General features: G+C 65.2%; 9 protein-coding genes, 1 tRNA gene and 1 pseudogene. 5 read left to right on the top strand and 6 right to left on the bottom strand.

The window, feature by feature from the left end:
• Positions 1-97 precede the first annotated feature (97 nt).
• Positions 98-171: transfer RNA gene (locus ACIGJO_RS32320), tRNA-Gly, on the top strand.
• Positions 172-259: 88 nt separating this feature from the next.
• Here ACIGJO_RS32320 and ACIGJO_RS32315 read toward each other — a convergent pair.
• Positions 260-1,783, bottom strand: coding sequence for an ATP-binding protein (locus ACIGJO_RS32315; RefSeq protein WP_399964339.1), 1,524 nt, complete (start codon positions 1,781-1,783; stop codon positions 260-262).
• Between the two features lie 484 nt (positions 1,784-2,267).
• On the opposite strand from ACIGJO_RS32315, the gene pglX reads away from it, so the two are divergent.
• Positions 2,268-5,849, top strand: a complete 3,582-nt coding sequence (gene pglX / locus ACIGJO_RS32310) for a BREX-2 system adenine-specific DNA-methyltransferase PglX (RefSeq protein ID WP_399964337.1) — start codon at positions 2,268-2,270, stop codon at positions 5,847-5,849.
• Between the two features lie 545 nt (positions 5,850-6,394).
• On the opposite strand, the pseudogene ACIGJO_RS32305 reads toward pglX, so the two are convergent.
• Positions 6,395-6,669, bottom strand: a pseudogene (locus tag ACIGJO_RS32305) (flavoprotein); the annotation flags it as partial.
• Between the two features lie 552 nt (positions 6,670-7,221).
• Positions 7,222-8,076: a DUF4231 domain-containing protein gene (locus ACIGJO_RS32300; RefSeq protein ID WP_399964334.1), complete on the bottom strand. Its 855-nt coding sequence runs from the start codon at positions 8,074-8,076 to the stop codon at positions 7,222-7,224.
• 662 nt (positions 8,077-8,738) lie between these two features.
• Here ACIGJO_RS32300 and ACIGJO_RS32295 point away from each other — a divergent pair.
• Entirely contained in the window at positions 8,739-8,987 is a 249-nt protein-coding gene (locus ACIGJO_RS32295; RefSeq protein ID WP_399964332.1) for a hypothetical protein, read from the top strand.
• On the top strand, positions 8,984-9,385 hold the full coding sequence (locus tag ACIGJO_RS32290) for a DNA-binding protein (RefSeq protein WP_399964330.1): 402 nt from the start codon (positions 8,984-8,986) through the stop codon (positions 9,383-9,385). The genes ACIGJO_RS32295 and ACIGJO_RS32290 overlap by 4 nt, the downstream gene beginning before the upstream one ends.
• Before the next feature lie 466 nt (positions 9,386-9,851).
• Here ACIGJO_RS32290 and ACIGJO_RS32285 read toward each other — a convergent pair whose 3' ends face one another.
• The 3 genes from ACIGJO_RS32285 to ACIGJO_RS32275 all read right to left on the bottom strand — a co-directional run bounded on the left by ACIGJO_RS32285 (position 9,852) and on the right by ACIGJO_RS32275 (position 11,636).
• Entirely contained in the window at positions 9,852-10,196 is a 345-nt protein-coding gene (locus tag ACIGJO_RS32285; RefSeq protein ID WP_399964328.1) for a hypothetical protein, read from the bottom strand.
• Positions 10,193-10,831, bottom strand: coding sequence for a helix-turn-helix domain-containing protein (locus ACIGJO_RS32280; protein WP_399964326.1), 639 nt, complete (start codon positions 10,829-10,831; stop codon positions 10,193-10,195). Before ACIGJO_RS32280 ends, ACIGJO_RS32285 begins: the two co-directional genes overlap by 4 nt.
• A gap of 142 nt (positions 10,832-10,973) precedes the next feature.
• A complete protein-coding gene (locus ACIGJO_RS32275; protein WP_399964324.1) occupies positions 10,974-11,636 on the bottom strand; it encodes an HAD-IA family hydrolase in 663 nt (220 codons plus the stop codon).
• Positions 11,637-11,847: 211 nt separating this feature from the next.
• On the opposite strand from ACIGJO_RS32275, the gene ACIGJO_RS32270 reads away from it, so the two are divergent.
• Positions 11,848-12,411, top strand: coding sequence for a GNAT family N-acetyltransferase (locus ACIGJO_RS32270; protein WP_399964322.1), 564 nt, complete (start codon positions 11,848-11,850; stop codon positions 12,409-12,411).
• Positions 12,412-12,516: the final 105 nt, after the last annotated feature.

The raw sequence follows: 12,516 nt of genomic DNA, 5'->3' as shown, positions 1-12,516 counted from the left end.
ACCCCCGGAAACGACAACCGGCCCCACGGCGAATACGCCGGGGGCCTGCCATGGGGTACAGTGTGCGACGATGCACCGCCGATGATCGGCGCGCTTCGCGGGTGTAGTTTAATGGTAGAACATGAGCTTCCCAAGCTCAGAGCGCGAGTTCGATTCTCGTCACCCGCTCCAACGCAAACCCCCAGGCCGGCTGCCCGGGGGTTCTTTGCTGTCTGGACCGGATCAGGCACCGCATGCCCGCTCCGCGCCTGGCGCTCGGTCAATGGAGCGGGGCACGAAACGCCCCGCCGTAGAGCTCGTCAGGACCGATGAGCAGCACGCCGTCCTCACCTTGTGCTCCACGTGACACCTCACGTCGCAACGAGTCGCTGAAGCCGTTTGCGCTGAAGCAGGCCAACTGACATCGACTGGTGTCCATACCTCGCGCGGTAAGAACTTCTCGTGCCCGAGCCAGCCTCTCCAGGTGACTCAGCCCCATGACGGTGCCCCATTTCGCTTCTCCCAGCAGGTGGACCGCTTGCTTACTGCCCCCGGACCCGGGTTCCACCACGGCCACGTCGATCTGCGTCTGGCGCCGTGCCACGGGGTCCGTCACCACGCCACCGCCCACCTCCCCCAAGGAGGATCGGAGCAGGGCCCGGCCCGGCCCGAGTATGTACTCACGACATACCGTTTCGAAGTGCGGTCCGGCCACCTGTGCCGCGAAGCGTTCCGCGGACTGCGCCCACACCTCTCGCGCCTGTCCGCTTTCCAGTCGCGCCCAGGCCGGCCGCATCACCGCCTCGTAGAAATTGATCAGTGGCTCGGTGATTCTGTACTGGGACTTCCCGGCTCTAAAGACGTCCGCTTCCCGTGCCAGAAGGTGACTGTCCTCCAGAACGTGGAGAGGGTGTGAGATGTCCACCGACTTACGGCCGATGTACCCGGCGATCCCTCCCCGTGTGGAGTTCCCCTGGGCCACCGCGGCAAGGACCGAGTGGTACAAGGCCGTGTCCCGGATGTCCGCTTCCTCGGCAAGCAGATACCGGGCTTCCCGGAAAAGAGGGCTGAAGGGCGAGAGGACCGTACGGCAGATCCAGTCGTCGAACTCCTCCAGCCTGGTGGGTACGTCGTCCGCGAGGAACTGCCGGCGGTACGCAGGTGTGCCGCCAACCACGGCATGGAGACGGGCCGCGAGCGCGGGGTCGTCGGCGACCCCCCAGAATTCAGCGGCCGCCCGGTACCCGAAGGGCCGCACGACAAGCTCCAGTTGAGCCCGCCCTCGCAAGGGTGCAGTGCTCGCCAACAGTCCGCCCATGACGGACATCGCTGACCCGCACAGGAGAAGCCTCATCCGGCTCTGCTCAACCTGAAACCGGTCGACCTCCCTCTGAATTACGGACGGAAGCTCCGGAGCGGTCTTCGCCAAGTACGGAAATTCATCGATGACCACAAGCAGTGGCGCCTGAGAACTTCGCGGTGAGGCCAGCCCGAACAGGTAGGAAATTGCGTGGTCCCAGGTGGCAAAAGAGAACGGCACCGGCGACCCCACATGATCGGCAAGAGCCGCGGAGAACTGGCGCAGGGATTCCGTCTCCGTCGCCGCCGTGGCACCGAAATAGAAGCCCCCCTGCTGCTCTACCAGGGCGCGCAGCAAGTAGGTCTTGCCCATCCGCCGCCTGCCGCTGACGATCCCGAGCATGGCGTGCGGCAGCGGTCGGCTCACGAAGGCCGCGAGAGCATCCCACTCGACGCTCCGGTCGAAGACATGGGTCGGCTTGGCCGAGCGTGTGGAACCAGACATGAAGGCACTCCCTAGGAATGAACTCCTATGGAGTGTACTCCTAAACATTGTCTGCTCGCACAGAGAGAAACATGCACACAGCCAGGCCAAGGCTCCCGATCCCGAGGAAGGTCACACCCCCGGCCGCCAGCGAAGCCGCCGCCCCCTCCTCCAGCTCCCGATAGACCGCGAACGCGACGACGGCGCCGATGGCGGCACACAGGCCGACTAACGCCAGCCACAGCCGTCTCACGCTCGGACTTTCACCACTCATGGAAGTACCTCTCCCTCAAGGCCCGCCAGACAGGAGGGCGCGATGCACCCGTCGACGCACCGTCAACCCCAGGCACACCCGCCCGCTCGCCACGCCTCATCCAGCCCAGCGCGGCAACCGGTCGACCACCGCACCGTGAGCCTAGAAGGTTCGTCTAACACTCTCAAGTATTTACGGTGCCCTCTCGCTGGTAATCTCGCCGCAACGGGTCGGCCCCCAGGGGAAGCGGCCATGGGCCGACTGAACGGGAAGCTGCCAGTGATCTCCAGCGAGCTCCTCTGCCGAGACCTGCGAGGGCTGATGGTGGGCCTGAGGAGTGATCTGCGGGAACGCGCGCAGGAGAGCGCCGCCGCTGCCGTCCTTGAGAACGATTACGCACGCGCCAGGAAAGAACGGACGACGTCAGCGACCTGGAACTCATGGAGGGATGAGCAGATCAGCCGGGCGGCTGCCTCCTGGCTCCTGGCCCTGACGATGATCAGGTTCTGCGAGGACAACGGAATGCTCGATGCTTCCGCTCTTCTGGCCGATGAGGAACCGCAGGACGGCTCGCCCCTCTCAGATGAACGTGCCCGGGAGGCTGTGTTCGACGTGCTCGCACGGGTTCGCTCTCTGCCCGTCATGGGGCAGGTGCTCAGCCCGCGCAGCAACCCCCTGTGGAAGATCGCGCCCAGCAGCCAGGCTCTTCGAACGCTCCGGTCGTTCTGGCTCCGCAGGTCCCCTGAAGGCTCCCTTGAGCACGACTTCACGGATGCGACGCGCGATACACGATTCCTGCGGGACCTTTACGCCGCCCTCGACGAGCAGGCAACGAAGTCGTACGGACTGGTCGCGACGCCGGACTTCGTGGCCGACATGATCCTTGATCTCACAGTCGAACCGGCGGTCGCGGAGTCCGGTCTGCCAGGATTCCGGGCCGTTGACCCCGCCTGCGGATCCGGCACCTTCCTGCTGAGCCTCTTCAGCCGCCTCTTCCACCTGTGGACCGACGCCGAGCCCGGCATGAGCCCCTGGCAGCGGGCCGCCCGGGCACTGCGATCTGTCCACGGGGTGGACATCGACCCGTGCGCGGTGAGCGTCGCGCGGTTCCGCCTCCTGGTAGCGGCCATGAATGCCACCAGTGAACGGCGTCTGAGTACAGTCCCCGACGTACCCGTGGTCGTCGCAGTGGGAGACTCCCTCCTCCAGGGACGGGGGGCTCCGCATGTGGGGGACCTCGCCCTGGAGGAACCTTCTGGGATTTCCCCGAGGGGGGAGTTCTCCGACTACTCGCGCCGGCACGACCTGCTCGGCCGCGTTTCCTATCACGCCGTGGTGTCGAATCCCCCGTACCTCACGGTCAAGGACAAGTCGCTCTCCACCCTGTACCACGATGCCTACGTGAGTTGCAGAGGTAAGTACGCCCTCACCGCACCCTTCACCGAGCGGGCCTTCGAACTCGCGGCGACAGGCAGGAACAGCGGGTATGTGGGTCTGCTGATGGCCAACTCATTCATGAAACGAGAATTCGGTCGACCCCTCATCGAGCATGTGCTGTCGAGAGTCGAAGTCTCCCGGATCATCGACACCTCTGGCGCCTACCTCCCCGGGCACGGCACACCGACCGTCGTGCTCAGCGGGCGCAATCATGAACCGGATCCGCAGGTGCCTGTGTACCTGGTGGTCAGCAAGGAGGGAGAGCCCGCACGTCCGGAAGTGCCGAGCGACGGCCTCGTGTGGCAGTCTCTGCGCGCCATGTCAGGAAGGTCCGTTGCCACCGAAGATCGCTGGGCCCGGTCCTTCTTCCAGTACCGAAGCGAGCTGGCCCACTTTCCCTGGAGCCTGACAGACCCGACCAGCAGAGATTTGCTACGCCGGATGGAGCAGGGGGAACGGCTCGGTGAACGTGTTGCCCGGATCGGCTATCAAGCCGCTACGGGATCCGATGACATCTTCTGCGCTCCGCTCCAGTCGTTCAAACGGTCCCGGGCCGAGCAGGAAGCCTGTGTACAGGTCCTGACCGGGTCAGGCATTCGTGACTGGTCGGTACGCAGCGAATCCGCTGCGTTCTTCCCCCGCGCACCCGGTGAGAACTCCAGATGGCCCAAGGCCATTGATCTGTCGCGTTTCCCCGGACATCACCGACGCCTGCGACCCTACTGGTCAGTGCTGGTCGAACGTCCCGGCATCAAGAACTCCGCGCCCTGGTACGACTGGCACCAGGTCGCGTCGAACCGGAACGTACATTCTTGGTCGATCGCCTTCCCCTGGGTGGCAACCCACCCTCATTTCAGTCTACTCAGAGAGCCCCTGGTCCCGCTGAACTCGGCACCCGTACTGAAGCTTTCGTCCTCAGCTTCGGAAGACGACCATCTCGAATTGCTCGGTTTGCTCAACAGCTCGGCCGCATGTTTTTGGCTCAAGCACATGAGCCAAAGCAAGGGAGAGCCGAGAATCGGCCAGCTCCGGGGCGGCGAGGCGTGGGAAAGGATCTTTGAGTTCACCTCGACGCGGCTGCGCGACCTGCCGCTACCCGCCTGCTTCCCCCTCGAACAGGCCACATCGCTCGACGCGATGGCGACCAGCCTTACGGAGCTGTCTTCATCGATCACCGATACGCGCATTCCTCTCGATCAAGAATTCCTCGACTCCGCGGAATGCCGTTGGGCCTCGACCCACTCCCGGATGGTGGCCGTACAGGAGGAACTCGACTGGCGGGTGTACGAGTCGTACGGATTGCTCCCCGATGACTGCGAATTGGCCTCTCCGCTGGACGAGCCGCCGCCACTCAAGGTGGGCGAGCGGGCGTTCGAGATCGTGCTGGCCCGTAAGGCCCAAGAGGGCCTGGTGTCCACGACGTGGTTCGAACGTCACGGAGCGACCCCCACGACCGAGATCCCCCTGCATTGGCCGGCCGCCTATCGGAACCTCGTACGAGGCCGCATCGAAGCCATCGAACAGCACGCCTCTCTGCGGCTGTTGGAGCAACCGGAGCACAAACGCCGTTGGTCGACCCCCGGCTGGCACCATTTCCTCCGAGTGGGCCTGCGGGACCGGATGCTCGATCGGTGCGAGGGAGCAGAGCTTTGGTTCGAGACGACGGACGGAGAGCGCCGCCCAGTCGCACGCACCGTGGAACAGTTGGCCAATTTCCTGGCGGCCGATACGGAGTTCGTCATGCTCGCAGCACGTTACTCACCCGGTACGCGGGTCTTGGGCGTAGTGCAGAGCCTGCTCAGTGACACACACGTGCCTGCGGCACCACCCCTCCGGTACAAGGAGTCCGGCCTGGCAAAGAGGAGCGACTGGGAAGCTGCGTGGGAGCGCCAATGGGCGTCGGGTCAGGGAGGAGACGGGGCAGCCGACCGGCAGGATCAGACCGACGCCACCCTTTTCGTGCCGCCTCGCTACACGTCTGCAGACTTCGTCAGACCCTCCTACTGGCAACAACGCGGCAAGCACGATGTCCCCAATGAACGTTTCGCCTCCTACCTGCCGCCCTTCTCCCCTCTGTCCTCAGCCACAGTCCTAGGGTGGGCGGGATGGGACGCCCATGAGACCGCCCAAGTGCTGCTCGATCTGGTCGAATCCGGCGCACATGCCGACGCCGGTGGGCTCGAATCGATGTTTCCGCTTCTCACAGCCCTACAAGACATCTTGCGCCGGGTACAGCGAACCGAAGCAGATTTCGGGCCCACCGAGCCATCAGGCTCATACCAGGCGTACGAAGAGACCTTCCGTCGTCACGTGGTACGCCTCGGAACTTCGCAAGCAGAGATCGCGGACTGGAGGCCCCCCGCTCCGAGAAGGGGACGACCACGAAAAGAATCATGACGAGGAGGCCCGATATCAGGCGTATGGGGGGGCGACCGGCAGCTCGCCCTGCCAGTCAACCTCGCTGTCGGTGTGCGCGGCGGCGTGGAGGACGACATCGCTTCGCCGTCTGCGTGGTTGAAGTGAATCAGCGGGCGGTGCTCATCGAGGTGGCCACTGCAGCGGGCACGGACCGGATCCGGTGCGTGCCTGGCACCGCCGTGCCACAACATGCCAGTAGGGGCGGTACACAGCGGTCAACACGGGTTCGGATGGGATCCCAGCATTCTCCCTACGGCAGTCATTTTCGCAGGTCAGGTGCCATCCATATGCGCAAGTGCCGGGTGATTCCCAAGCTCAGAGCGCGAGTTCGATTCTCGTCACCCGCTCTTTCATGAAGGCCCTGGTCAATGGCCGGGGCCTTTTTGTGTCCGGACCTCTTGCGGTGTGACATGCACTCTGCGCGCCCCGGATTGCTGAAATTCGCGCCTGCAGGGCACGGGGTATCCGGAGGTCGGGGCCCAACACCGGGCCTTGGCGTGGCTCGCGCCATAGCGGAACGGCGATCACCTTCCGACGGAGCCAGCGATCTTGCCCTCCAACAGCTCCAGCGCCTCTGCCACCGGCAGCGGTCCACCCCATCGCCCGTCTTCGCCCGGTGCGGCTCGTAGGACTCGATCAGTACGCCCATCTCCCGGAGCTGGTCCAGGCTCCGGCCGTACGCCGGGTGGGCGACCATGGCCGTGTTCACGTACGGGAGGACGGCGATCGTGATGCCCGTCCCGTACGCCTCGCACAGGATGCCGAGGGCAAGCGTGTCGGCGATGCCAGCGGCCCATTCCTGGGCCAGGTGGCCGGAGTTCGACCGCTTCCGATCGGGTGGGAGCGGGCTGCTCCCTTCAGCACGGCCTGACATGTTGAAGCCGGCCCTGCATCCGCTGGTGTCAGCATCCCTCGGAGGGCCGCGATGCGTTCGGGCGCTGCTGGTAGACGAGAGATGCGGCGTCGGCTCCCGGCGGTAGTCCCCACTCGACAACTTGAAGACCCGATATTTCGATCAATTCCTCAGGTACCCCTAACCGGGACAAAGGAGTTGCTCCGTACTTTTCCAGCCACGCACAGCGTCTGGCCTTCTCCTCCCCCTCCAGCGCCGTCCAGCAATCAAGGCTGACCCCTGGCGTGCCCCTGTTCGCCCCCTGTCGCACCACAAGACTCCATACGAACGGGGCATTTCCGGGATCCCGCGCAAGGGAAACGAGACACCAGGCAGCCATAGGCGACAGGGAAGACCCATGGGCTTTCCTCAGCCGCATCGCACGCCACTGCCATCGTGGAGCCAACAGCCACCGACCACTCCACCCAAACGCTTCCCGAAGGGAAGAACAACGCAGCCTCATCCCGCCCGCTCCTCCCCGGAGGAACTGGACTGCTCAAGCTGAAGTTCACGCTTCCGCTGTTCTTCCTTAAGGCGTTCAACGAAGCCCGCATACTTCCGAAGACGTTCCCCTTCGGTAAGACCGGCACCATCGGCACCAACATATTCATCCAGCATGAACTGCGAGGCATTGTAATGCTTTTCGATTTCGTCTGCAGTCGACTGCAGATTATATCCACGCTCACGAAACTTGAAATATCCGGTCACACCGGCAGAGATTCCGACCAAGGCGCTCAGCGTTGCCGTAATGACCCGCAGGGCAAGGTTGGCCCCCTCATTCATCGCCGTGAGGGTGGAAGTAGCGATCGAACCGGTGATAATGACGAGCTGAAAGAAGTTGTGGATGCGGCGATTATTATTGGCAGACTTCCGATATTGGGCAATAAGGTCGAGCGACGCCTCCCGGTAGATGCGGAGGCCGGACGGCGAGTCGAGGGGCAGGCCAGCCGCCGCCGTCTGGCGATCCTGCAGAGCATTACGCAGGTCACCGGCACGACCGACAACGACCTTGCCGTTCTTCAGGAGCAACCAGGACATTGCGCAAACGAGCCCGACCACGACCAGAAGCCCGACATAGCGGGCGAAGATCGGCTTGGTCTGCCACAGACCAACGACGACCGTGTAGCCCAATAGAACGGAAAGCAAGACAGAGCCCATGAGGCATAGCCAGTAAACACGCTGGAACGTTCTAGAGGCTCTGAGATCCGATTCGATCTGATCGAACTCTCTGACTCGATTTCGATATTCCTCCTGAAGCAGCCGCTCTTCCGACTCCGACGGAGGCGATCCAACAACACCGAACCCAGCCGTCACGAATCCCCCACCCTCCCGTCCACCAAAGCAGGGGAAGATTAAATAGCTCAGGCACCTCATAGGCAAGAGCAGCCAGATCGCCGCTCGCTCCACCCCGACTCGCCCCTCTCCTTCTCTGGCCGATCTTCGACCATCCGAACAGGCGATTCCCTCGCGAAAGAGCAATCAGTGCTGAATACCGACCTCTCTTCAGGGGGATGAATCGCACAAACTTACAGGACTACCGAGGTGTGGCAATTATGCAGTGGTGAGCGCCATGATGCTGTCCGCCTGGGGCCGGCGCCGATTCAGGGTCCCGGGCAATTCCTCGCGCAGCCCGTGCCACAACATGCCGGCAGGGGCGGTCAACTGGAGGGGAAGTCGGGGCAACTAGAACGCGCCCGGAGTCGGACGTTCGAGGGTCAGAGGGTGCGCGCGAGTTCTAGGGCCGGGTGATTCCCAAGCTCAGAGCGCGAGTTCGATTCTCGTCACCGCTCCATGATGAAGTCCCAGTACACAGACCCGGGCCCTTCACTTGCCCGTCGGGGCACCGCCGCCGTTCTCACCCCGCTGCGAATGGCCAGAGTGCCGCACGTCGCAACCCTCCGATCCCGCAACCTTGATCGACGAGGTCGGCGGCGCAAGCCCGAGCCCTCATGTGCATACTCCAGTATGCTTGCTACATGTCCTCAACGACTCGCATCACCGTCACGCTCCCCAGCGATCAGGTGGCGGAGCTCCGCAAGCTCACGAACAACGTCTCCGGCTATGTAGCGGAAGCCGTGGCCCGCCAGATCCGGCACCAGCTTCTGGGCGACGACCTTCGCCGCCACGAGGAAGAACACGGGCGCTTCAGCGACGAGGAACTCGCCGAGGCCCGCGCGAAGATCTTCGGCACCGCTGGCTCCGCGAAGGACGCGGACGCCGCGTGAGCGAGCGCATTGAGACCGTCGTCCTGGACTCGGAAGGGCTCTCCGCCTGGATCGCGCAGGACCGCAAGCTCCTCGCCATGCTGCAGGTCTTCCACGGCATGGGAGCTGATCTCGTGATCGGAGCGAACACCGTCGTGGAAGTCAGCCACGCCCGCACCAACATGCCTCGTCTGAACTGGGCCCTGTCCCGGATCAAGGTGGAACCGGTCACCGAACAAGCGGCGAAAGCGGCAGCGGAGCTCCTCAAAGGCGCTGGGCTGCACGGGCACAAGTACGCCATCGACGCCACGGTCGCCGAGGTCGCGCTCCGCCAGCCAAAACCGGTCGCCCTGCTGACCTCCGACAGCGACGACATGACCAAGCTCTGCGGCAGCCAGGTCCGCATCGTCCCTCTCTGACCCACCATCCCACTCGGAGCATGAACCTCGGCAAGTTCTTTTGCACTGCCGCCACCCGTGCCCCATCCGTGCCCAACGGAGCGGACAACAGCGGTCATGTACGGCGCCCGGAGACCACTCCGGCCTCGCACGTCTCGGCCAAACATGCAGGTCAGAGCCAATGCGACCGTTCAAGCACCGTTGATTCCCAAGCTCAGAGCGCGAGTTCGATTCTCGTCACCCGCTCCACGAAGAAGGCCCAGGTCAACGACCGGGGCCTTTCTTGTTGTCTAGACCATTTTCCCTGTGCTGACGCGGGTCGGCGCACGCCGAGGGGAACGCCTGCGGAGTCGGCGAGCCCCCGCAGCCGGTTGACTGACACTCTGGCGAGCCGACTGATGATGACGCCGGGGAGCATCTGGTGGCGCACCCACCCCGGAGCCATGGCACAGACGGCTTGGAGCGTGTCGGCGGCGGCATCCCAGCGTCAGCATTCGACCTGGGTGAGGGCGACGTCCAGGCCGTAGCGGGCTCGGGTGGCCAGGGGAACGGTGTCGTCCAGGCGGACGGTGTCCATGAGCCGCAGCGCTCCGGCTGTGTCACCGAGGGCCACGGCGATGCTCATGGCCTGCGTTGCCGCGTACATCGGTCCGTACGGCTGGGCACGGGAGCCGCGGGCGTGCTCGTCCCCGATGCGGGCGGCGACGGCATGGGCCTGGGAGAGGTACTCGCGAGCGCTGTCGGCGTTCGCACCGCCCCGGGACGCGGCGACGGCGGCGTTCGTGACGAGCTGCCCGTACACGCTGAGCCGGTCCGGGTCGTGCTCGCTCATCTTGGGCTCGATCCGGTCAGCCTGGGCCGCGGCGAGGAGGAACCCCTGCTTGGTACGGCCGTCGCGGAGTTGACCCACGCGGTCGTGGCGGCGAGGTGGGCGTCACGCAGATCGTCCCCGCCCTGCACGGCGATCTGACGCCCGTACGTCAGAGCCGCATACGCCAGATCGCGCGAATCGAGCACGTTGGCGGCCATGCCCGCGGTCTGGAAGGTGTCGATCAGGACGCCGGCGGCAGCCTCCCGCTCGGCCGGGCTGGTGGCGTCGAATCTGGCTCGCGCCTCGGGGAGCAGTCGGCCCAGCAGGGTGCCGAGCTCGGTGTAGCGGCCTCCCCAGTAGGCGGCGTCAGCACGGCGGACGACGGCGCGGAGCTCGTCGACGGTGCCCGGCTCGACATCGGCGGGGATGCCGATGGCTGCGTCATGGGTGGCTGCGGAGACCAGGCGCAGAGCGGCCCGCTCGTCGCGGTCCATGGACCGCCGTGGCGCCTGCTGGCCGAGGAGCACGGCGATGTCCGTACCGAGCGCGTCGGCGATCGACAGCAGGGACGGAAGGGAAGCCGTCCCGCCGCGTTCGAGCTTACGGACCACGCCGACGGACACGCCGGCGGCCTCCGCCAACTGCTCCTGCGTCATGCCGCCGCGCAGCGCCTTCAAGCGCTCAGAGGTGGTCTACTCCGACCACTGCATGCTCTAGCACCTCCGCGTGATGGCCCCACACGGACAGTACTGGCAGGAACGGCGTGGCCGACACCCTTTGATCAGAATGCAGTTGGGCTCACGCTGCGAGCGCCGCCGTGACGCCGAGGAGCGCCTCCAGCTCAGCCACAGCCGCCTCCTCGTCCGTTACGTGAACGGTGGTGATGCCCAACTCGGCAGCAGGCGGAAGGTTCACCGTGTGATCGTCCACGAACACGCACCGCTCCGCGGGCAACCCGATTCGCTCCAGGGTGAACCCGTAGATCGCCTGATCGGGCTTGGCCATCCCGACCAGCTCGGACACGACGTGTACATCGAACAGGTCCCAGATGCCGACGTGTTCGTACGGGTTGAACGGGTCGAGGCCGAAGCTGTTGGACAGCAGGGCGAGCCGGTGACCGGCGGCACGCGCGGCACGCGCGAGCGCGACCATCCGGCGGGCCGCAGGCACCCCGGCCCAGGCCCGCCCCATCAGGTTCACCGGATCCACATGCTCACCCAGCAGGGCCGCCGTGCCGTCGTTCCACTCGGCCTGCCCGATCTCACCGATCTCCAGAGCCGCGTACAGGCGCCGCCCCTCAGGATGATCATTGAGAGTGCTGCGCCACGCCCCCGGATCCAGCCCCTCGGACACGCACCAAGCACGGTGAACGGCGATGGGGCTGGCCGTGAGCACCCCGGCGAAGTCGAGGATCAGACCGTGCTGCTCATGCCCATTGGCGACCTCTGTGCTGTGCGACATCCGGCGTTTGACCCCTTCCGCAGTTGGTCTCAGGGGGACGCTACCGCGCGCCGTGGCGACCGCGCGCAGAGCCCGTCCCTGCCCTTACTCGATGTGCAGCGTCCAGCGCCGAATGGCACGTCGTAGAGAGGCTGCGGTCTGTCGCACCACTGAGACGCCTCCTGTGGCGGGGTTGGCGGGGTAGCTCTGCGCGACGTCCCGCCGGAATCCGATGGCGCGACGCAGCTTCGGCGTCAAGAATCGGCGGATGCATGAAGTGAGGCTGTCCGACGAGATCGTCACTCTGTCGCCGCTTCGCCTGGACGATGTGGAGGCGCATCTCGCTGGGGAGGATGAGCTGCTGGTTCGCTGGCTCAACGGCGGTCCCGGCACGCGCGAGGGCGTCGAAGCGTACTTCCGGCACTGCTGGGAACAGTGGGACACTGCCGGGCCGCTCCGCGCTTTCGGCATCCGTGTGGGCGCCGACGAGGCGCTCGCGGGGACGATCGACTTGCGGTTCGCAGGCGAGGGCTTGGCTCCCGGCCAGGTGAATGTCGCCTACGGCCTCTATCCCTCCTGGAGGGGGCGCGGCCTGGCTACCCACGCGGTCCTCCTGGCGTCCCAGTACGCGGTCACTGAGGGTGGGGAGGAGGCGGTGATCCAGGTCGATCCGGAGAATCCCACATCCGCTGCAGTCGCGCAGCGGGCAGGATTCACCCGCGGCAAGCAGCCGCACAGCAAGGACGGCAGACGGTTCGACTGGTACATCCGGGACCTGTGTGACGCTCCCCAGTGACGACCAGCAGCTAAGACCGACCGGCAAATGGATCACTTGAGGCGTCGGGTGGTGGGGCGGCCGTCCCAGCGGTAGCGGCTCGTCGAGCGTCGGATGAGCATGCGG

The organism is Streptomyces sp. NPDC079020, assembly GCF_044542225.1.
GTDB lineage: Bacteria > Actinomycetota > Actinomycetes > Streptomycetales > Streptomycetaceae > Streptomyces.
Note: the sequence above shows the minus strand (reverse complement) of the source record. Positions and strands in the feature narration are given on the sequence as shown.